At 63.1% G+C, this 21,515-nt stretch carries 19 protein-coding genes; 2 read left to right on the forward strand and 17 right to left on the reverse strand.

The window, feature by feature from the left end; genetic code table 11:
• Window positions 1–4 precede the first annotated feature (4 nt).
• The 3 genes from CABTHER_RS06610 to CABTHER_RS06620 form a co-directional block, all read right to left on the reverse strand.
• Window positions 5–1,609 carry a bifunctional ADP-dependent NAD(P)H-hydrate dehydratase/NAD(P)H-hydrate epimerase gene (locus CABTHER_RS06610; protein WP_063174132.1) on the reverse strand — a complete coding sequence of 535 codons (1,605 nt, stop codon included), beginning with the start codon at window positions 1,607–1,609 and terminating at the stop codon, window positions 5–7.
• A 10-nt stretch (window positions 1,610–1,619) separates the two neighbouring features.
• A complete protein-coding gene (locus CABTHER_RS06615; protein ID WP_014099834.1) occupies window positions 1,620–2,606 on the reverse strand; it encodes a hypothetical protein in 987 nt (328 codons plus the stop codon).
• Window positions 2,607–2,683: 77 nt separating this feature from the next.
• Window positions 2,684–2,917 (reverse strand): hypothetical protein, encoded by a 234-nt coding sequence (locus tag CABTHER_RS06620; RefSeq protein ID WP_014099835.1) that lies wholly within the window; start codon window positions 2,915–2,917, stop codon window positions 2,684–2,686.
• A 208-nt stretch (window positions 2,918–3,125) separates the two neighbouring features.
• On the opposite strand from CABTHER_RS06620, the gene CABTHER_RS06625 reads away from it, so the two are divergent.
• On the forward strand, window positions 3,126–5,090 hold the full coding sequence (locus tag CABTHER_RS06625) for an ABC-F family ATP-binding cassette domain-containing protein (protein WP_014099836.1): 1,965 nt from the start codon (window positions 3,126–3,128) through the stop codon (window positions 5,088–5,090).
• A 77-nt stretch (window positions 5,091–5,167) separates the two neighbouring features.
• On the opposite strand, the gene CABTHER_RS06630 is transcribed toward CABTHER_RS06625, so the two are convergent.
• The 14 genes from CABTHER_RS06630 to CABTHER_RS06695 all read right to left on the reverse strand — a co-directional run bounded on the left by CABTHER_RS06630 (window position 5,168) and on the right by CABTHER_RS06695 (window position 19,432).
• Entirely contained in the window at window positions 5,168–6,034 is an 867-nt protein-coding gene (locus CABTHER_RS06630; RefSeq protein ID WP_228374033.1) for a heme ABC transporter ATP-binding protein, read from the reverse strand.
• Window positions 6,031–7,113, reverse strand: a complete 1,083-nt coding sequence (locus CABTHER_RS06635; RefSeq protein ID WP_014099838.1) for a FecCD family ABC transporter permease — start codon at window positions 7,111–7,113, stop codon at window positions 6,031–6,033. Before CABTHER_RS06635 ends, CABTHER_RS06630 begins: the two co-directional genes overlap by 4 nt.
• A gap of 7 nt (window positions 7,114–7,120) precedes the next feature.
• Complete coding sequence (locus CABTHER_RS06640; RefSeq protein WP_148264062.1) at window positions 7,121–8,059, reverse strand: heme/hemin ABC transporter substrate-binding protein; 939 nt, start codon at window positions 8,057–8,059, stop codon at window positions 7,121–7,123.
• A 205-nt stretch (window positions 8,060–8,264) separates the two neighbouring features.
• A complete protein-coding gene (locus CABTHER_RS06645) occupies window positions 8,265–9,356 on the reverse strand; it encodes a hemin-degrading factor (RefSeq protein ID WP_014099840.1) in 1,092 nt (363 codons plus the stop codon).
• A 150-nt stretch (window positions 9,357–9,506) separates the two neighbouring features.
• A complete protein-coding gene (locus tag CABTHER_RS06650) occupies window positions 9,507–9,764 on the reverse strand; it encodes a hypothetical protein (RefSeq protein ID WP_014099841.1) in 258 nt (85 codons plus the stop codon).
• 21 nt (window positions 9,765–9,785) lie between these two features.
• Window positions 9,786–12,254 carry a TonB-dependent receptor gene (locus CABTHER_RS06655; protein ID WP_407060090.1) on the reverse strand — a complete coding sequence of 823 codons (2,469 nt, stop codon included), beginning with the start codon at window positions 12,252–12,254 and terminating at the stop codon, window positions 9,786–9,788.
• A gap of 607 nt (window positions 12,255–12,861) precedes the next feature.
• On the reverse strand, window positions 12,862–14,364 hold the full coding sequence (locus CABTHER_RS06660; protein WP_014099843.1) for a complex I subunit 4 family protein: 1,503 nt from the start codon (window positions 14,362–14,364) through the stop codon (window positions 12,862–12,864).
• Window positions 14,365–14,400: 36 nt separating this feature from the next.
• Window positions 14,401–16,335, reverse strand: coding sequence for an NADH-quinone oxidoreductase subunit L (nuoL, locus tag CABTHER_RS06665; RefSeq protein WP_014099844.1), 1,935 nt, complete (start codon window positions 16,333–16,335; stop codon window positions 14,401–14,403).
• 50 nt (window positions 16,336–16,385) lie between these two features.
• A complete protein-coding gene (gene nuoK, locus CABTHER_RS06670) occupies window positions 16,386–16,688 on the reverse strand; it encodes an NADH-quinone oxidoreductase subunit NuoK (protein ID WP_014099845.1) in 303 nt (100 codons plus the stop codon).
• Between the two features lie 18 nt (window positions 16,689–16,706).
• Window positions 16,707–17,396, reverse strand: coding sequence for a hypothetical protein (locus CABTHER_RS15685; RefSeq protein WP_014099846.1), 690 nt, complete (start codon window positions 17,394–17,396; stop codon window positions 16,707–16,709).
• 4 nt (window positions 17,397–17,400) lie between these two features.
• Window positions 17,401–17,898, reverse strand: coding sequence for an NADH-quinone oxidoreductase subunit J family protein (locus CABTHER_RS06680; RefSeq protein ID WP_014099847.1), 498 nt, complete (start codon window positions 17,896–17,898; stop codon window positions 17,401–17,403).
• A 165-nt stretch (window positions 17,899–18,063) separates the two neighbouring features.
• Complete coding sequence (locus CABTHER_RS06685) at window positions 18,064–18,438, reverse strand: CBS domain-containing protein (RefSeq protein WP_187288349.1); 375 nt, start codon at window positions 18,436–18,438, stop codon at window positions 18,064–18,066.
• A 50-nt stretch (window positions 18,439–18,488) separates the two neighbouring features.
• Complete coding sequence (locus CABTHER_RS06690; protein ID WP_014099849.1) at window positions 18,489–18,788, reverse strand: hypothetical protein; 300 nt, start codon at window positions 18,786–18,788, stop codon at window positions 18,489–18,491.
• On the reverse strand, window positions 18,785–19,432 hold the full coding sequence (locus CABTHER_RS06695) for a 4Fe-4S binding protein (RefSeq protein ID WP_014099850.1): 648 nt from the start codon (window positions 19,430–19,432) through the stop codon (window positions 18,785–18,787). The genes CABTHER_RS06690 and CABTHER_RS06695 overlap by 4 nt, the downstream gene beginning before the upstream one ends.
• A 371-nt stretch (window positions 19,433–19,803) precedes the next feature.
• On the opposite strand from CABTHER_RS06695, the gene CABTHER_RS06700 reads away from it, so the two are divergent.
• Window positions 19,804–21,507, forward strand: a complete 1,704-nt coding sequence (locus tag CABTHER_RS06700) for a DUF1800 domain-containing protein (RefSeq protein WP_014099851.1) — start codon at window positions 19,804–19,806, stop codon at window positions 21,505–21,507.
• The last annotated feature ends 8 nt before the right edge of the window (window positions 21,508–21,515 follow it).

Here is a 21,515-nt window from a genome sequence, read left to right on the forward strand (position 1 = left end):
CTGCTTACCCGGCTGAGGATTGGAATTTGAACGCCTGGGGCAGAAAACGCAGGATGTCGGAAGCCACCAGCGAACGTTCTCCCAGCGCCTCGTTTGCCAGATCGCCCGCTTTCCCGTGCAGATAGACCGCAGCCAGAGTGGCTTCAAGGGGAAGATGGGGCGTCTGTGCCAGCAAACCGGCCACGATGCCGGTCAGAACATCACCACTACCTCCCGTGGCCATGCCGGCGTTGCCCGTCGGGTTGATGTACACGTCACCTTCCGGCGTCGCAATCAGCGTGTAGTACCCCTTGAGCACCACAAACAGATGGTGGGTCGTAGCCAGGCGACGGGCCGCGCCCAGCCGGTCAACCAGCACATCATTGACGGACACCCCCAGCAGCCGCGCCATCTCTCCCGGATGGGGCGTCAGGATGATGGGGCGCTCCGGTGTGCCGCGTCCGGTCTGCCAGGGCGCCAGGCAGTTGAGGGCATCGGCATCGAGCACCGCAGGCGACTGCCCTTCCTGCACAATCCACTGCACAAGGCGACGCACGGCCGGGTCCGTACCCAATCCGGGCCCAATGGCACAGACCGTATGTTGATTTGCCGCCGCAAAACCGGCGCGCAGGCCCTCTTCCGTCAGCCGGCCGTGGCTGTCATCCGGCAAGGCGAGCGTCATGGCTTCCGGCAGACACTGGCTGACGAGCAGAGCCTGGGCGCTGGCCGGAATCGCCATGGTGAGCAGTCCGGCCCCGGCGCGCAGCACGCCTTCGCCCGCCAGTGCCGCCGCGCCGGTTTTTCCACGCGACCCGGCCGTCAGCAGCACATGCCCGACATGACCTTTATGCGCATCCGGCATCCGGCGGGTGCGCTCCAGGTACGCCCGCACCCCCTCTTCCGTGACCAGAAACAACGTCGCCCGGTGATTCGGGGTGGCGCGTAGCAGAGACTCCGGCGAACCGATGTCCACCACCCGCAGTTTTCCGTTGACGTGTCCGGCCGGCGGCAGCACGTTGGCCACCTTTGGTGCCGTAAAGGTCACGGTCAAATCCGCCACGACGTGGACACCCACCGGATGGGGCAGATCGGCTGCCAGACCGGAAGGTATATCCAGAGAGCAAACCGGGACGTACGGGCGAGTGCTGTTGAGGTACTCCACCACCTTGACAAACATCCCTTCCAGACCGCGTGCCAGTCCTGTCCCGAACAGGGCATCCACGTGCAGGTTGAACCGCGAGGGGCTGTTGTTGAGCAGGGCCGCGAAGTCGCTTTCACTCTGAAGTTCCACCAGCCGAATCTGCGGCGACGCCTGCGCCAACTGCGCCACGATGTCGAAATTGACGCGCGCATCGCCACGGGCCGTCTCGCGTTTCCCGAAGAGCAGCACTTCGACCTGTGCGCCGCGCATCCAGAGTTGTCGCGCCACGGCCGCGCCGTCACCGCCGTTGTTGCCTTTGCCGCAAAACACCCGGACGCGCCGCCGCTGAACCGGACCAAAGTGCTGCTCGATGGCCAGGGTGGCACCCACGGCCGCATTTTCCATCAGCAACAGTCCGGGAATTCCAAACTGCTCACTGGTGAGCCGATCAACTTCGGCCATGTGGGCCGCAGAGAGAATGGGTTGCACGGCACGTCACCTACACCGTTTCACCGGTAGTTTCACCGGTGGACACATCCCGCAGTTCGGCGGCAATTTCACGCGCAATGACCTTGGCACGCTCCAGGGCTTCCGGCGCCAGCGAGACAGCCCCAACCACCGCGTGCCCGCCGCCGCCATACCGCTCGCAGATACTGGCAATGTTGTGCTCGCGTGGGCGTCCGCTCCAGGGGTTGTAACCAACCGACACTTTTGACCGATAGGCGCCACGGCTGACGCTGACGCTATAGCGCGCCTGCGGATACAGCCAGTAGGCAATGAACTTGTTGTAGCCTTCGATGTCGTAGCCGGTCAGATCGAAGAACACCACGCCGTCGTGACATTCGCCCACCTGACGGAAAATCTCGATGGCGCGCTCATGACGCGCCCGGATGGGCGCAAAGGCCGCCTGGATTTCCGGCTCGGCAGCGACTTCGGCCAGCGAGCGTACCTGCAGTGCCTTGACGATGGATTGCCGCAGCCGATGGTCTTTCGACCCTTCCAGCACCAGCGTCAGTTGCATGGCCGGAGCAGTCAGATTGACGGCCGTTTCAGCATCCGGGTACTGCGCTCCGTCAATGATGTCCGCCCAGTGAATCAACTCGGCCAGTTCCGGCAGCTCCACTCCGAACCGGTCGCGCGCAATGTCGGCAATGAACTTGGTACAGGACTTGTAACTCGGATCAAAGAACTTCCTGCCACTCGTATCCGCCCGGAACAGAGCTTCATCCACGACGGTCAGAAAGGCGCTCTGGTGATGGTCAAACCACCAGGTGATTTTTTCACTTGGATGAAACTTGAAATCGAGGAGGGCATGCTCATCAGCATCAAACTGCATCTCGCCAAAACTGCCCCCCGGACGGTGCATCAGGCCGGCGTAACTGAACTCGGTCTGTGCGTCAAAAGCCCGCCGGTAAAAACAGGCAAAGACGGCCGCTGAGCAGGCACCATCGAAACAGTGATCGTGGTAGAAAATCTTGACCCTCATGGCGTCAGTACGGAGATCGCGCCGGACGCCGGACACCGTTCAGGGCCGGCACCACAGCCCGTTCTTCCGTTCGGTATTTACAGGGCGTGATAATCACCCGACAGTTCAACGTAGGCCACGCCCGGCACCCGTTCAAGCTCGGGCAGACGCTCCCGTGGCACAGAACCTGTCACCTGGCCAAGTGCAAGCAGCTGGCGGGCCACCGTCAATCCGGCCGCCTGCAAAGCGGCCACGACTTCGGCCATGCGTTCCCGGTGACTTTCAGCCACGCTGACGACAACCGCAACGGAAGGTGAAGACGAAACCGACATAGGCGCTACCCTGAAAATAAAGATGTGCCTTGCTGGGCCGAACGCGCTCATCATGACTGAAATGTATCGTTTCGGCGATATGTCTTTTCTGGAAAGGCCCTTCAATGCAGTCAAGGGCGCTTGCCGAAGTCACTGTGGATGGGCACAATCGCCGTTTCACCCGGACCGTGCCAGCAACACGAAACCTGAAGGGTGAGCGGTTGGACGTATGCTGTTTCGCTTTGAAGATGTCCACAAAAGCTACGGCGGGCACGACATCCTGTGCGGCGTGACATGTCAGGTCAATCCAGGCGAAAAGATTGGCCTCGTCGGGCGCAACGGGGCCGGCAAATCCACCATGCTGCGGCTGCTGTGTGGACTGGACCAACCCGACCGGGGGCAGATTATCCGCGCCACCAACCTGTCGTTCGGCCTTCTGGAGCAACACCCTCACTTCCCCCCGGAAGTGACCGTGCTGGAAGCGGCCCTGAGTGTCTTTTCCGCACTCCAGGCCATGGAGCGCGAGATGCGCCAGCTTGAACACGCCATGGCTGAACCGGGGCAGGGTTCAGACTGCCTGGCAGACCTGCTCGAACGCTACAGCGAACTCCAGCACCGTTTTGAAGAACAGGGGGGCTTCACCTACCCGGCCCGCACCGAGGAAGTCCTGCTCGGTCTCGGCCTCACCAGGGAGGACTTTTCCAAGCCGGCCGTCCGGCTGAGCGGCGGCCAGCAGGGCCGCCTCCACCTGGGGATGCTGCTGCTGCGGCAACCCGACCTCCTGCTGCTTGACGAGCCAACCAACCACCTCGATCTGCGCGCTATCGAGTGGCTGGAAGAATTCCTGACCAACTATGCCGCTGCCTATCTGGTCATTTCCCACGACCGCTTTTTTCTCGACCGGGTGACGACCCGCACCATCGAACTCGACCGTGGCAGGACGACTTCCTACACGGGCGGCTTCACCGAATATGTCGCCAAACGGGATGCCCTGCGGGAAATCCAGCAGCGGCACTACGAAAAACAGCAGGAAGAGATTGCCCGCCAGGAAGAGTTCATCCGGCGCAACATCGCCGGACAGAAGACCAAACAGGCCAAGTCGCGGCGCAACCTGCTGGCCCGTATGGAGCGCATCGAAGCCGCCACGGTGGATGCCCCGCAGGGCAACTTCTCGATGAAGCACGTGCCGCGTTCGGGCGAATGGGTTCTCACGCTCGAAGACCTCCGCGTGGGGTATGGCGGCAAGGCGGTGGCCGGCCCTTTCAATCTGGTGGTCCGCCGGGGTGAAAGGCTGGGTATCGTTGGCCCCAACGGTGCCGGCAAGACCACCCTGCTCAAAACGCTGCTCGGCATCCTGCCGCCGGTCACCGGCACGCTACGCTGGGGAACGGGCGTCAAAACCGCCTACTACGACCAACGGCTGGAGTCATTGACCCTCGCCAACTCGATTTTTGCTGAACTCCAAAGCGTCAACCCGTCGGCCACTGAATTCGAGCTGCGGTCATTTCTGGCCCGGTTTCTGTTTACCGGCGACGATGTATTCAAACCCATCCGTACCCTGTCCGGCGGTGAGCGGGGCCGGCTGGCGCTGGCCAAGCTCATTTACAGCCGCTCAAACGTGCTGATCCTCGACGAGCCGACCAACCACCTCGATATTCCCTCCTGCGAGGCGCTGGAAATGGCGCTGGTGCAGTATCCGGGCACGTGCCTCATCGTGTCGCACGACCGCTATTTTCTGGACAACGTCGCCACCCGCCTGCTCTGGCTTGAACCCGGCAGCAGCCGCGATTTTGACGGCAGCTACAGCGAGTTGTGGGAAATCCGCCAGGCGGAGCAGCGCGAAGCCGCCCGGCGCGCCAAAGCCGCCGAGACCGCCAGACCCGCTGCCCAGCCGGCCGAGACGCATGCTCAGGCGCATACTCCGTCACCGGCTGCGCCCCCAGCCGCCCCCACCGGGACATCACCCGGAGCCAAAAAGAAACCCAGGGGCAAGGTGCGCCCCGTGGAAGCCATCGAGTCCGACATTGCCCGCGCCGAGGCCGACCTGGCCACGGTCTCCGCCGCCATGGCCACGCCGGAAGTGGCGACCGACCCGGTTCGTTACAGCGAGTTTCACCAGCAGTACGAAAAGCTGACGCAGCGGCTCGAAGCCCTCTACGCCGAGTGGGAACTCGTCGCCCAAGCCAGCGCGTAGCGATCCGTCACACAGCCGGGCAGACGGGCCTCGATTCGCCACTCGCCACTCGCTACTCGCCACTCGCGTACATGCGCCTACCGTGAAACCAGGCGGAAACGCAGGATCGGTGAGGACATCGGGCGTTCCCGCCGCCCTTCACTGCCCGGCCGGGACGGCGGAAGCGGCACGACACAGGGCCGGCCGTGATGCGGGTGTGGCGTCACGACGACATCCAGCCCGAATACGGCCCGGATGCGCTCCGCCGTGAGCACGTCTTCCGGGCGGCCTTCCGCCGTGATGCGTCCCCGGTCAAGCAGCACAATGTCATCGGCCACGTAAGCCGCCAGGTTGAGGTCATGCACGACCACCACGACGCCGACGCCCTCCTGGGCAAGCTGCCGCGCCACGGCCATCGCTTCGTACTGGTGCGCCAGATCGAGGCTGGAAGTTGGCTCGTCGAGCAGCAGCCACCGTGCGGACCCATCGGGCAGGGCTTCCCAAATCTGGGCCAGGGCGCGGGAAAACTGCACGCGCTGGCGTTCACCGCCGGAAAGTGACGGATAGGCCCGCGCAGCCAGATGGTCAACACGGGTCTGCGCCATGGCCTGCTGGGCAATGGCGACATCCTGCGGTGTTTCACGCAGAGCCACGTGCGGCGCGCGCCCCAGCAGAACAACCTCAAAGGCCGTGAACGGAAAAGCCAGGGAGGATTCCTGGGGCACCACGGCCCGCCGCCGTGCCCGCTCCACGAGCGACCACCCCTCCAGCGGGCGGCCATCGAGATACACCGCGCCGTAGGTCGGCGTCACATCGCCGGTCAGCACCTTGAGCAACGTGGACTTCCCCGCTCCATTCGGCCCCAGCAGGGCCGTGACCTGACCGGGCAGCAGGGTCAGCGAAATGTTGTCCAGCAGGACTTTGCCGCCCAGAACGACGCCAACCTGACGCGCTTCAAGCATCATGACCGAAACCCCCGCTCCCGTAACAACAGCCACAGAAAACACGGCGCACCCAGGCTGGCTGTGACAACCCCCAAGGGCATTTCAGCCGGACTGACGATGGTCCGGGCCAGCAAATCCGCCAGCACGACCAGACATGCTCCGAGCAGGGCCGACCCCGGAAGCAGCGTCCGGTGGCCCGGGCCGGCGGCAAGCCGGATGAGATGGGGCGCCACGAGACCGATAAACCCGATGATGCCGGCAAAAGCCACGGCGGCGCCGACGATGAGCGTCGCGGCCAGCATTGCCAGGCGTGTGACCGTGGTGACATCGAAGCCAAGATGCCGGGCTTCGGCCTCGCCCAGCAACAGGGCATCGAGCGGGCGCGCCAGGCGTCCCAGCCAGACCATAGCCGGGACAGCCAGCACAGCGACAATCGAGAGATTCACCCACGAAGCGGCTCCCAGACTCCCCAGACTCCAGAAGGTCACGCTCCGCAGTTGGTCATCTGTGGCGGCAAAAATGAGCGCTCCCCGCAACGCCTCCGCCAGCATCGCCAGGGCAATGCCGGCCAGCAGCAACAGACCGACCGACAGCGTTCCTTCGCGGCGTGCCAGGCGATAGACGATGAAAGCCACCAGACTTCCGCCAAGAAACGCCGCAAGGGGCAACTGATAGACGGCCAGCGTCCCGCCAGCCTTGCCAAACAACCACCCGTTGGTGCGAATGCACAGCACGGCAGCCAGCGCCGCGCCGCTCGAAACCCCGATGATGCCGGGGTCAGCCAGGGGATTGCGAAAAACGCCCTGCATCGCCGCGCCGGCCATGGCGAGGCCGGCCCCGACCAGCGCGCCAAACAGCACCCGTGGCAGACGAATCGTGAGCAGCACCGCCTGTTGCTGTTCGGTAAAGGGCACGCCAACGTCCAGTCCAATCAACTCAGCCAGAATGGAAAGGCTTTGCGCCGGTGTGATGGCCACGGCGCCAATGCCCACGGCCAACAACACGATACCGCACAGTACGCCAGCCAGGCCACCAATCAGCCAGTGGCCGGGAAGTCGAAGGGCTTGCGGACGGGTCGCCAGGATGTTCACAGCCGCCATGCCACGCTCACTTTTCGGGTGCGTTTTCGGGGTGCAGCAACCGCGCCAGTTCCATGACGCCCTGCCCGGTTCGCGGGCCGAAGCCCAGCAGCAACAGGTCATCCACCGCCACAATCCGCCGGTTGCGCCCGGCCGGAGTCTGGTTCACACCGGGCATGGACAGCACCCCGGCAATACCGCCGGAGCTTTCCAATCCACGCGCCGGGAGCAGAATGACCTCCGGGGCCGCGGCCACGGCCGCCTCGGCCGTCAGCGGCTTGTAGCCTTCAAAATCAAAGGCATTGACGCCACCCGCCAGCCGAATCATCTCCGCTGCCGCCGTATCGCGTCCGGCGACGTTGGCCGCGCCCTGCCCACGGGCGTAGATGAACATCACCTTCGGTCTGGAAGGCCGTTCGGCAAGGTAGGTCTGAACCTGCGCCATGTCAGCTTCCAACTGCCGGATGAGCGCCTCGCCCTGGGCTTCGCGGTCAAGCGCCTGCGCCACAGTGCGAATCTTGCGCCTGACGCCTTCCAGTGAAGGCTCAGCCGGTACGGTCAGAACCGGTGTCCCGCTGGCGCGCAACTGCGCCAGCGCCTCCGGCGGACCGGCTTCCGGGACGGTCAACACCAGCGTCGGACGCAGTGACAGGACTCCTTCGGACGACAGGGCCCGGACGTACCCCACCTGCGGCAGTTTCGTGGCGGCTTCCGGGTAGAGACTCGATGCGTCACACCCCACCAGCAACGACTCTGCGCCCAAGGCATAGACAATTTCGGTGACGGACCCGCCGGCGGCGACCACCCGCGACACATCCCGGATGGCCACCGGCTGCCCGGCGGCGTCTGTCACCGTCCGCACCGCGGCCTGGGTCGTCACATCGCGCCGACAACCGCTCCCGGCCCCCAGAATGCCCAGGCCAAGGCTGACCAGCCCGACAACGGCACACCAACGTCTCAGGGTCATCATGGCTTCCCTTTCATCAGGCCTTTCATCAGGCGGCGCGGTTCCGCCAGAAGCCGCGCCGGAGGATCAAGAAAAAAACGTCGGGGCCGAGTTGCGAAGTACGCGACCTGACCAACCAATACCCCGTCCGTACCCCGACGGCCGCGCAGGTCTCAGGAGTGTTTTGGCTTTCCCTGCGCGGCAAAAAGCCTTTGTTCCAACCGCGTCATGAAACCCGCGTCAGACACTCACACAGCTCCGCCCAGAACGGAGAGGGCGTCTCACCTTCCCGGCGTTTGGCATGGAGAATGGCAATCTGTTCGCCGGTTGCATCGAAAAACTCCACTCCGGTCACAATCCCGCGCACCGTCGGCTTTTTGACCACCCAGGCGCTGTGGACCTTCGGCTCGTGAACGTGGAGGTTGAACCCGTCATCCAGAACGTTGAGCCACTCGCCAATGAGCTTGACGTTGTGAATCGGCCCGCTGTGAATCTGGATGCAGCCCGGGTTGCCGACGAAAATCATGATGTTTTCCCGCGCGGCGGCGACTTCTTCGAGAATGCGTCCGAAGCTGTCCGGGCGCACCTGCCAGGCCATTTCCGGTTCCGCCAGACGGAGCGCCTGCGTCCGGCTCAGCTTGAAGCGATGTGTCAGGCGGATGAAGTCGTGCGTGTCTTTGAGTTCGCGCCAGCCCTGCCGAAAACCGGCCACATCCACTTCGGCATCGGGGATTTCGGCCACTGGCGGCGGCGGGGCACTTACAGCCTGTTCCCGGCTCTGATCGGGCGCGGCAAACCGTTTGCTCAATGCCTCGAAAGCTTCCACGTGACTGGCTTCCCGCAGGTAGGTTTTGTGAATGGCCGTGCCCGTGGCGTCAAAAAACTGAAAACTGCGGCGCGGCCCACGGGGCGAGTCTTCGCACACGGCAAAGCCGATGGCCCAGCGGTCGAGGAACAGCCGCAGATCAATGCCGCTGTCGAGCACCTGCCCCATCCGGGTGTGCCCGGCAAAGATTTCGACGTTCCGGTAGTGGCCGTCCTTTTCGCTCACCGCGCCGTCATTGCGGGTCAGCGCCATGACGGGCCCCAGGGCTTCCAGTTCGCGGATGAAGTCGCCCCAGTCGGCGCTCAGGCGGGTGGCCGTTGTCCCACAGCCCAGTGCCACAAGCTGGGCCTCGCTGACGCCCAGCTTTGCAGCCGCGTCACGGATGCGGAGTTTGGGTTCGGTCTGGCGCAACTGTGACCACTGCTGCGCAATGTCTTCGGCCGTATAGCCGGCGTCGGTTGTCAACTCAGCCGCTGGATTTGGTGTAGTCATCGGATGGTTCTCCTTTGTGTGTCAGGTCGGAATGAACAACATGCGGCATGTTCCGGGAAATGGTCATGCACCGGCACTCTCCCTGGGAGGGCGGGCATTTTGCCCTGGGAGGGCGGGCATCCTGCCCGCCATGTGCCTTTTCTCTATCTCCTAATTTTGCGCCCCGAACGGATCGGTGGCGCAGCACTGGCGCAGGGTTTCGGCAAACCCGACGCCACTCAGTCCATAGTGAACGGCGCACTCGTTGACGCCACGCACAAAGTGGCGAAACTGCTCCGGCGAAAATGTGTAGTGGGCGCCACCGATGGCCAGGTGAAAGTTGCCACACTCCAGACACAGCCACATTCGCACAGGGATGGGTATCTGGTCCGGGTCTTCGGGCAGACGAAACAGCGATTGAATGTCCATAAGTGACAGGCTCCTGGAGCATTAGAAAAACCGCAACCGCACTCCGGCGACGAACGCACGCCCCCGCGCCGGCGCATCGAACAGTGAAAACAGGTCCTGGTAAAAGCGATTGCCCAGGTTTTCCACCCCAAGGGTCAGCGCCACACCGTAGCGTTCGCGGTCAAAGTTGACGCCGCCGCGCACGTCGTGCACCGTGAAACCCAGGCGTGCCGTGCCCGGCCGTGCGTAGAGGCTGCCGGGCGGCAACCGGCGCTGGGTCGTGACGATGCGCGACCGATACTCCATCCAGTAGCGGTTCGTGGCCGAGTTCCAGCGCGTCCCCAGCACGGCTTTGACCGGCACGACCGGAAAGTTGAACGGGTCCACCGGCTGGTTCGCCTGCAGGTCATCTCCGCGCGTCACACTCAGATTGCCCAGCAGCGTCACGAACGATGACCGCAATGCATCGGGCAGCCGGAAGGGCGCTTCAAACTCGGCTTCAATCCCCTGCATGCGGATGCGGCCGAGGTTCTGGCGCTGAAGCACGGCCAGCGGCACGCCCCCTGGAATCGGATTGGGTATCGGCGCTAGCCCCGGCACTGGCGCGCCGAAGTTGCTGATGAAGTTGGCGTAGTTGTTTCGGAAATAGGTAAAGGCGCCTGAAAACCGCGTGAAGCGCACCTTCGCTCCCAGATCGAGATTGATGCCGGTTTCCGGGCGCAGGTTCGGGTTTGGAATCGTGATACTGCGCGTCGTCGGGCTAAGCGTGTGGGATGCCCCGGCATTGTAGCGGTCATAGATGTTCGGTTCGCGGTAACTGCGCGCCACCCGCGCCACGAGACTGACCGCCGGGATAGGGCTGACGACGATGCCGCCCGACCCCGTGACGGCCACATTCGCATGGCGCAGCGACTCCAGACCGTTGATACCAGCCGTTCCGGGCGGTATGAGGTTGAAGATGTCGTAACTCGGTGTATCCAGCGCTCGTGAACGGTAGCCATCCACCCGCAGCCCGCCGATCAGCCGCACATAACGGCTGGGGGTGTATTCGTCCTGCACGAAAAAGGCCAGGTCCTGAAAGTTGGCGTTCGGAACATCCCGCCGGGGCTGGCTGTTGCGCAGCGAACGCAGCACATCGCCGTCGGTACGGATGCGCGCGGCCAGCGTCTGCGCCTGAGCCGGGGTCAGACCGCCAGGCGGCGTCGGCAATGTTCCCCGGATGACAATCCGATCATCGGCGCTGGTGTCCCGGTAGAAACTGATCCCGGCCGTGATGATGTGGTTGCGGAACGGCGTCAGGATGACCTGCCCATCAAAGCCGCCCGTCGTGGGATTGATCTGCCGGTCCGTGACCTGAAACAGCGCTGGCAACGCCCGTACGATGACCTGGTCGCGCCGCTGCTGCCACTGGTAGTAGCCGCTGATCTGGACACTGGCAATCACCGGTGACAGATCACGGACGACGAATCCCATATTGACCTTGTCGCGGTTGCTGAACAGGAAGTCGAACGTGCCCTGAAGCGGATACCGGTAGGGCGCGGACGCAAGCCGCTCATAACTCGACCGCAGGAAAGTCTGCTCCGTGAAGAAGAACCGACCTTCGACGCGCGTGGCATTCGTCCGGTAGGTCGAACCCGTCACCCGGCGCGTCACCGGGTCAAACTGTGGCACCACCGAGGCATAGCCGGCTTCCACGGGGCCGCCGGCCGTGTAGTCGCTGAAGTTTTCAAACGACTGCCGGACGCGGGCCGTGAAGCGGCGGGTCGCCAGACTCAGGCTGCCGCCGTAGCGTCCACCGGGGCCGTTCGAGGTGAAAAAGGGATCAACCACGCTGCTCACCCGCACCCCGCTGTCCACCGTGGCCGGCGGGCGCGTGATGAAGTTGATCGTACCGCCCAGCGCCTCCGTGCCGTAGAGCACCGACCCGGCCCCACGGATGACTTCAATGGCTTCCAGCGTACCGACATCCACCAGTCCCGTCTCGACGCCATTGCCGACGTGGCTCGTCGGCGTGCGCCCGTGGTTGAGGCGCTCGCCATCCACCAGCACCAGCACGCGGTTTCCTTCGAGTCCACGGATGATGGGGCGCGTCTGGAAGCTCTGCGACTGGGTATAAGTTCCGGGCAAATCGCGGAGAATGTCGGCGGCCGTCCCCGGCAGCCGTTCCTGCAACTGCTGCTCCGTCACGACCGAAACGGCTTCCGGCGTTGTCATCGTGTCGCGAACGGTACGGCTGGCCGTGATGGTGACGATTTCCCGGATCGTCCCCGGCGCAAGGCGAATGGGATCGAGGGTTGCACTTGGTGCCGCAAGCCGCACTTCGACGACGGCATCTGAAAATCCTTCCCGTGTGACACGGATTTGATAGACGCCATAGCGCAGTTCGCCGACGGTAAACGTGCCATCGGCGGCCGTCAGGGCCATGCGCGTACTTCCGGTCGCCACACTGCGGACAAGCACACTGGCTTCGGCGATTGGTGCTCCCTGCCCATCGGTTACGCTGCCGGTCAAAGCACCCCGGTCTTCAGCCTGCGCACCGGCAATGCCCACCACCCCCAACCAGACGGCCATCACCAGAACACCAATCCACGAATAACCACGGCCAGCCCGGAGGCCAGACCAAGGGAAAGCCGCGCGTTTCGCAAACGAAATCACCATCACTGCATTTGACATAACACTCCACTCCCTGCACGCCGGACAAACGGCTGTCAGAGCTTCATTGCGGACGGCGCATCGGGTAGAGTGCCCGCGCACACGCGCCATCCTGTTGCCTACCGGGTGGACACTGTGCTCAAAGCCTTCGGTGTTGCCGCACCGGAGGCTTTTTGCTTGGGGGGCGTCAAGGGTTCAGGGCGGCATGGCGGCACTTGGCAAACTTAGTAAATGAAAATGATTTTCAAGTTGAAGCCAACATGCTACACCAAGCTGCGGTTGTCAAGCCCTGTGCTCGCCCGGACGGAAGAATTGCATGGAAGAATTGCACGGGCACACCCTTCCCACGGGCGCGTCTGCGGCAGAGGCACAACGCGGGTCCGGCCAGTGGGCGTGGCCAACGGATGATCAGCCGCCAGCGTAGCGTCGGATGAATGTAAGGGTGTTCAGGTGAATGTAAGGGCGTTCAGGACGGGCGGGAGGTTGCCGTGACCACCGGCGGCACCGCCGGGCGCGTGGCCTCCAGAAAGAACCGGGGGGCGATGCCCATCACCAGCATCAGAGCTGCCAGCGGCACCACGGTCAGCACTTCCCGCCAGTCGGCATCCGGCATCTCGAAGGTGGCTTTGTGCGGCCCAAAAAGCGTACGCCGCACGGCCGTCAGCAGATACACCGCCGACAACACCATGCCGCTGGCCGCCACGACGGCAAACCAGCGTCCCGGCGTGGCCGTGAAAGCCCCCAGCAGAGTCAGGAACTCACCGATGAAGCCGTTGGTGAACGGTACGCCGGCTGAGGCCAGGCTGGCCAGAACCATCAGGAAGGCAAACCGGGGCATCGCTTGGGCCAAACCGCCAAACTCGCCCAGGTCGGTCGTCTGCCGCCGGGTTTCCAGCATGGCGACGAGCAGAAAGAGCGCGCCGGTTGTGACGCCGTGCGCCACCATGTGAAACATCGCGCCTTCGACGCCATACGCCGTGAACGAAAAGACCCCCAGCGTTACGAACCCCAGGTGACTGAGCGATGAATAGGCCAGCAGCCGTTTCAGATCGGTCTGCACCATGGCGACCAGCGCCCCGTGCAGGATGCTGACCACGGCCAGCACCAGCACCGGCAGCGCCCACGCCTGGGCCTCTTCGGGAAACAGTCCGACGCCAAACCGGACGAGGGCATAGGTGCCCATTTTCGACATAGCCCCCGCCAGCAGCGCTGTGATGGGCGTCGGGCACTCGGCGTAGGTGTCAGCCTGCCAGGTGTGGAGCGGAAACACCGGAATTTTGACGAAAAACGCAATGGCAAACCCCCAGAAGCACCACTGGCGCAGGTCCGGCGAAAGCAGATTGCGCGCCTTGACGAGCGTTTCCAGGTCAAAGGTATAGCGCCCGGTGGCTTGACCGTGCGTCACATAGAGGCCGATGATCGCCGCAAGCATCAGCAGGCTTCCGGCAACGGTGTAGAGGAAAAATTTGGTGACGGCTGCCAGACGGTTCTCCCCGCCCCACAGGCCGATGAGGAAGTAGGCCGGGATGAGCACGACTTCCCAGAACACATAGAACGTCACCAGGTCGCGCGCCAGAAAAACGCCGATCAGCCCGCTTTCAAACAGCAGCACCAGCATGAAGTAGATGTGGCGCCGGGTCGTGATCGCCGTACTGGCCAGCATCGCCAGCGGCGTCAGCAGCGTCACCAGCAGGATCAGCCACAGGCTGAGACCATCCACGGCCAGGTGAAACCAGATGCCCAGCGTGGGAATCCACGGTGCATTGACGACGAGCGCCGGGTCGGTCTGGCGGCCAATCAGCCGCCACGACAGCCCGCAGGTCAGCAGCGCCGTTGTCAGCGCCACGGTCAGGGCGTACCGCCGGCCGGCTTCGGCCGACGTAGCCGCCAAAGCGGCAATGACGAGCGCGCCCATCACCGGCGCAACAATCAGAAGGACGAGCAACAGTCCGGAATCAAGGAACGTCACGGCACACTCACTGTTTGTATGCAATCGCCGGGCGTACTATCCGGGGCCAAACACGAAATAGCCCAGGATGAGCAGCGCCGCGAGAAAGATCATCACGACGTAGCCACGGGCATAGCCCGACTGCATTTCACGCAGGGTAGCCCCAAGTCCCGACAGGCTGCGCCCGATGCCGCCCACCAGTCCGTCCACCACGGAGACATCCAGCCCCTGCCACAGGCCGCGCCGGGCCAGGGCTTCCAGCGGACGCGCCACCGCCAGGTCATACGCTTCATCCACCCAGTATTTCGCCTGCAGGATGCGCGGCGCTTCCCAGAGCGGATGGCGTTGAAAGAACCACCATCCGCCGGCAATGCCGGTCAGGGCAATGGCGGCGGAAACGCCCATGAGCACAAGTTCCGTCGTATGGGAAGCCGCTTCGTGGGTGAACTCGGTCGGCATCGTCACCAGTGGACTGAGGAAGCCGCGCATCCACGGATGGGCGCCAAAGGCTTCCGGCAGACCGAGCACGCCACCAAACACTGACAACACGGCCAGCACCACCAGCGGCAGGGTCATCACCAGCGGCGATTCGTGCGGCTGGCCGTGGGCGACGGCCTCACGCGGTTCCCCGTGGAAGGTCAGCACCATAAGCCGCGTCATATAGACGGCCGTAAGCAGCGAGGTCAGCAGGCTCACCACCCAGAGGGTTTTGGCCAGTCCACCGGGCAGCACGGCCGAAGCGAAGGTTTCCAGCAACACTTCATCCTTGCTGAAAAAGCCCGACAGCAGCGGAAAACCGGCCAGGGCCAGCCAACCGGCCGTCATCGTCCAGCGGGTCAGGGGCATGAAGCGTCCCAGCCCACCCATGCGCCGCAGGTTCTGCTCTTCGTGCAGCGCGTGAATGACACTGCCGGCGCCCAGAAAGAGCAGCGCCTTGAAGAAGGCATGCGTGGTGACGTGAAAGATGCCGGCCGTAAAGGCTCCGGCTCCGCAGGCCATGACCATGAGACCGAGCTGGGAAACCGTCGAGTAGGCCAGCACCTTTTTGATGTCGTCCTGCCCAAGGGCAATCGTGGCGGACAGCAGCGCCGTTGCCCCGCCGACAACCGCAACGACGACCAGCGCCGTCGGCGCGTGCAGGAAAACAACATTGAGCCGCGCCAGCAGATAGACTCCGGCCGTAACCATCGTTGCCGCGTGAATGAGGGCCGAAACCGGCGTTGGCCCCGCCATGGCATCGGGCAGCCAGACGAACAGCGGAATCTGCGCACTTTTTCCCGTGACCCCCAGCAGCACCAACAGGCCGACGGTGGTCAGGCCGCCCGCGCCAACCGCCGCCCAGCCCAGTGTTTCGACGGGCTGCTGCGCCGCCCAGCGTGCAATGTCCGCAAAGTTGACACTTCCGGCTTTCGTCACCAGCAGCAGGATGGCCAGCACCAGCCCGGCATCCCCGATACGGTTGTAAATGAAGGCTTTGCGGGCAGCTTCAGCGGCTTCGTCCCGGGTGAAGTAGTGCCCGATGAGCAGGTAGGAACAGACCCCGACACCTTCCCACCCGACAAACATCAGCAGCAGGTTGTCAGCCAGCACCAGCGTCAGCATGGCCGCCACAAAGAGATTCAGCGCAGCAAAAAAGCGGACGTAGCCTTCGTCGCCGTGCATGTAGCCGGTGGCAAAGATGTGGATGAGCAGTCCGACGCCCGTAATGAACAGCACCATGACGCCCGACAGCGGATCGAGCGCCAGACCAAAGTCAGCGGTCAGACTGCCCACGCTGAACCACATCCCGAGGCGTTCCGTCACCCGGCGTACGCCTTCTGCATCCGGCGCCGCCGGCAGCAGCTTCAGAAAAAAGACCGCGAAAGCCAGTCCCGCTGCCACGGCCACAGCGAGGCAGGCCAGGGCCCCGGCCAGACGTTCGCCCAGCCGGCGTCCAGCCACGGTCAGCAGCAGTGCGCCAAACAGGGGCGCGAGAATCATCACGGTCAACATGCCAGTCGTTTATCCACAGCGTCCCCGGAGGGGCGTCCACGCAGGGGCCGTCAAAGTTTCAGGAGGCTGGATTCATCCACATCGAGGGTTTCGCGGTTGCGGAACAGCGCAATGACGATCGCCAGTCCCACACCGGCTTCGGCGGCGGCCACCGCCATGACGAGGATGACGAAAAGCTGTCCTTCCACCGTCCCCTGGAACACCGAAAACGCCACAAAAGCCAGATTGGCCGCGTTGAGCATGAGTTCCAGGCACAGCAGGGTCGAAATAATGTTGTTTTTGACGAAGACACCGGCCGCCCCGATGGCAAAGAGGGCGGCGCTGAGGATGAGATACCAGGACAAAGGCACCATAGTGTTTCACCCGACGTTTCACCTGGCGGTGGTCAGCAGACCGATGCCGACTTCTCCGGTTGACCAGGCCAGACGGTAGGCATTTCCTTCCTTGGTAATCGTGACGGCGGCTTCGTAGGGCTGTCCCGTAGGCGATACGCCCTTGGTGCGATGGGTGGCGGTCAAGCCGCCGCCGCCGTAGAACTGCTCGCGCCCGATTCCCCCTTGCATGTCCAAGGTTGTCCATCCACCATCGCCGCTGCCGTCGGCTTTGAGGGCATAGAGCGCAACACCGGGCTGCTCACCATAGCCGACCACGAGCACCTGCCCGGCCAGAATGCCGACGCCGGTTTCGCCATTCGTCCAGGCGAGGAGATACACCTTGTCGCCGAGTTTGCGGATGCCCAGTTTGCCACGGTACATCCGGCCGTCAGGATTCGTGCCGGTCGTTTCGTAGGTTCCTTCGATGCCGTCAGTCAGGGACTGCGGGACAGCCGTTTCAGTCAGAATGCGCCCCTGCGCCTGCCCGTTTGTCCACCGGCCGCGCAAGGTCCCGTTTTCATTGCGATACACAGCCACCCCTGGCACCCGCCCCTTGGAGGTATAGCCCACCATCAGGTATTCAGTGCGCCCGGCATCCTGGGCGCGCGCCTGCCCTTCCGGCCGACCGACGCCGGCCGGCAGCAGCCACAGACATAACCCCAGGAACACCCAAAGCCCGGAACGCATGGCGTTACTCCTTCTCACGTTTTGCCAGGTGCAAAGCACCAACCACAGCCAGCAGAATCAGCACCGAGGTCAGCTCGAACGGCAGCAGATAACGGGTCATGAGGTTTTTGCCGACCCGCTCGACCGTACCGGCTTCGCCGGAAGGCGCGCGCTCACCCGTCATGCCCCAGACGGCAAACCAGACCTGCACCGTGAATGCGAGTCCCAGTGGCAGCGCCAGCCAGACGAGAAAGCGGTGCCGTGGCGGACGTTCTTCATCGGCGCGTACATTGAGCAGCATGATGACGAACACGAACAGCATCATAATGGCCCCGGCATAGACGACAATCTGTGCCGCGCCGATAAACTGCGCGCCCATCAGAACGTAGAGCGCCGACAGTCCGACAAAGGAAGTAATGAGCGCAAAAGCGCCGTAGAGCGGGTTGCGCAACAGCACCACCGACACGGCGCCACTGAGCACCAGGGCCGCAAAACCGACGAACAAAAGCTGCTGAAAGGTCATGGCTGCGTTTGACGATGGACCCCGGCCGCGCAAGGCACGGCTGTCACCCATCGTGAGTTTTCATACACCCCGATGGAATGCTTTTCGCGGCCAAAAATCAAGCCTTTACTGCCAGGGTACGGGGGATGAAACCCGGCATTGATGCGGCGGCAGCACCCAAAATGCCTACCGGAAATGGCGGATGATGTCGGTAATGGAGACAATGCCGATGATTTTTCCGACTTCGACAACCGGCGCACGGGTGAGTTTATGGGCCCGGAGCAGCCGGGCGATGGCGCGAATGTCGTGCAACGGCTCGACAAAGAACATGGGTTTCGTCATCACCTGGTGGACGTGCGCCTTGTCGAGGTTGCCACCCGTGGCAATGACCTTATAAACGATGTCGCGGTCAGTAATGATGCCGTGGGCATCGTACTCATCGCGTGGCAGGACGATGAGGCAATGGACGCGCGTCTGGTTCATCAACTCCAGGGCCTGCCGCACGGTCGCGTCGCCGGAAATGAAATCAAAGTCACTGGTCATCAAGTCTTTGGCTCTCATGCCCATGGCTCCAGAACGGCTGGCAGCGGCCGGCGCAGATTGTCGGGCGGTCAGCTCTTTTTCTTGAACAACTGCTCAAAGGCTTTGCGGGCATCATCCGCAGCCGTGCGGGACTTCGAGGCGCCGGTCAGTGCCACTTTTGTGTTTGGAGCAAAATGCTCGCAATGATTGGCGGCAGCCTTGTCGCGTACCGGCTCGGCAATGGGTTCACGGCATTCAAACCGTGCGCCAGCGTCAAAAAAACGACAGTTGCGGCAGCAGTGCAGGTCGGCGCCACATTCGTTGCAGCGGTCGAGGCGTCCGACCCTCCCCAGCAAACGCACTTCGCGCCCACAGGCGTGGCAAATCATGCAGTTTTCCCCCGGTTGGTGGTGGCATTGGCAGCGGCCTCAGCAGCAGGCGTCGTGGGACTCACCCGGCGGCGTTTGAGTGTGACGAGGCCCGGCTGCGACGACGCTTGGTGCATCTTACGGCATCCGTCCACCACCATGCCAAACGGACAGAAGTACCGGCAAGCGCCACGTTTTCCGAGAACGAACACACTGCCGACGACGAAAGCCAGCAGCCCCAGGTGCAGGGCGTGCGACCACCAGTTTTCGGCATCAAAGCCCATGGAGCTGGTGTGGGCGGTCATGGCATCGCGCCAGAACAGCCAGGCCAGCGGCACCCACAGGGCAGCCACCACCAGCACGCCGATTTGCGTCCACCGTGGGTTGAACGACACCCGCGCCCTGGCGAAGCGAGCAAAGAGGTCCTGCGCGCCGCCCAGCCAGCAAATCCAGGCACACACCCACCGGCCTGTGCGCATCGTCAGATAGACCAGCGCCGCCCAGAAAAGAATGCCATAGATGGCCCAGGCCAGGTTCGGGATGGCCGCGCGGATGAGCAGGACGTGAATGAGCACGAACACCATCTGCGTTGCCAACCGGTACGGCAGCAGGTTGCGCCGGGGTGGCGTGGGCGCGGACGTAACGGATGTCGTCACAGAGGCCATGGAAGAACCCAACTTTCTTCGGGAAATGTTGGTTGCCGTCGCCAGGGGGATGGCAACACCACTGAATTTCACACTACATTGCGCCCATAAAACTTCAGCAATCCTTTTTCGGAAGGCGTCCAGAGTGCGGGCGGCGGGTACTTCGCCACGGGGCTTCGGTTTCGGCATTTTGCGTTCATCGCCTGGATGGTGCTGATTGGGCAGGACTGGGATGGTGTCGGAAACCTGTCGGGCAGGAAGTCAAAAAAATCCAAACTTTTCCGTGCCCGGTCGCCTCTCTCAAACAAACACAACGGCTTTACCTGGCCGCCAGGTCTCCTTCTCCCTGCAGGGTGTAGAGACCCACGGCCACGTCTTCAGGAGACAACGTCATGATCTCGGCTACTGCTTCCTACGCCTGGTGTCATTGGTTCGAGGGGTTTACCGGCCTCAGTAACCAGACCACCAGCGATGATCCGCCTCTGTATCAGGACACAACCAAGGCGGCAGGCGTTCCTGACCGTCCACCACTTGAAGTCATTGCAGCCAACCGCATGGGGTTTGGGCCGCGTCCCGGCGATCTCGACCGCATTCGGACCATCGGATTCAGGGCATACGTTGAAGAGCAGCTTCATCCAAATGACGCCGACGATGCCCTCTTTCTGGCCAAGCGCCAGAGCGCCCGCCTGCGCATCAGCTACTCAGCCGGTGATGGTTATCCGGCACTCGATGAACTGCGCCCTCTCACCGCGCTCAACAAGCCGCTGAGTGAGTTATGGCGGCTGGGTGATTTCAGTATTCCCATGGGCTTTCCCGAACGGACGCGCCCGCTGGAAGAAGTCCGCGCGGAAACGGTGCTGCGGGCCGTGTACAGCAAGTGGCAACTCCGGGAAGTCCTGGTGGACTTCTGGCACGACCACTTCAACGTGGATGCGCGCACCAACGGCCGCATTTATGCCACCTGGCCCATCTACAACCGCCTGTTCCGGCAGCATGCCTTTGGCAACTTCCGGGTTCTGCTCGAAGAAGTCACCAAGAGCATTGCCATGATGTACTACCTGAACCTGGTCAGCAGCCGGAACACCGCCCCCAACAAGAACTTTGCCCGTGAGTTGCTTGAACTTCACACGCTGGGCGCACGCAACTACTTCCCCAACGCGGCCGATGCGCCGGTGTTCCCCAGCGGACAGATGTCCACCGGTTACACGGAAAACGATGTCAACCAGATTGCAGCCGCGCTGACCGGATGGACTATTGCTGCCGGGCAGCGGGTGGGGAGTACCACTTTGCCCAACACCGGGCAGTTTATTTTCGTCCCCCAGTGGAACGACCCAGCAGCGCGTACGGTCCTCAACGTACCCATTCCGGCCGCCACATCGTCCAACCCGATGATCCAGGGGCAGCGCATCCTGGACCTGCTGGCGGCCAACCCAAGCACGGCGATCTTTGTGTGCAGCAAGCTCTGCCGCCGACTCATCGCCGATAACCCGCCTCCCAGCGTCATCAAACAGGCGGTTGTCACCTGGCGGGAGAACCTGTCCGCCCCCGACCAGCTTGGGCGGGTCGTGCGCACCATTCTGCTGTCGCCGGAATTCGCGGAAACGTGGGGGCAGAAAACCAAGCGGCCGTTTGACTACATGATGTCGTTCCTGCGCGCGATAGATGCCAATCTGGTTGACAACGGGGGGAGTTATACCCCCTACAACCTTGTGACCGAAGCCGGTCAGCAGCTTTTTGCCTGGCCGCCACCAAACGGGTTCCCCGATGTCAGTGCCTACTGGCTCAACACCAATACCTTCCGCGCAAGCTGGCGGAATGTGCTTGTCACCCTGACCAACGGCTACTCATCTATCCAGCACAACCTGCGCGCCAGCCTGCCCTCCGGTGTGACGACCACCCGCCAGATCGTGGATTTCTTCATTGCGCGCATCATGGGACGGCCCGTGCGGCCGGAAGTGTACAACGAGCTTATCGAGTACCTGCGCGGCAGCGCACCCCCGGATGCGCCGCCATCGGGCACGACGGCAGAAGTGACCAACCGCATCAACCTGACCGTGGCACGCCTGTGCGTGTCGCCGGATTTCTGGTGGCGATAAGCCGAGAA

It is taken from the genome of Chloracidobacterium thermophilum B, assembly GCF_000226295.1.
Classification (GTDB): Bacteria; Acidobacteriota; Blastocatellia; order Chloracidobacteriales; family Chloracidobacteriaceae; genus Chloracidobacterium; species Chloracidobacterium thermophilum.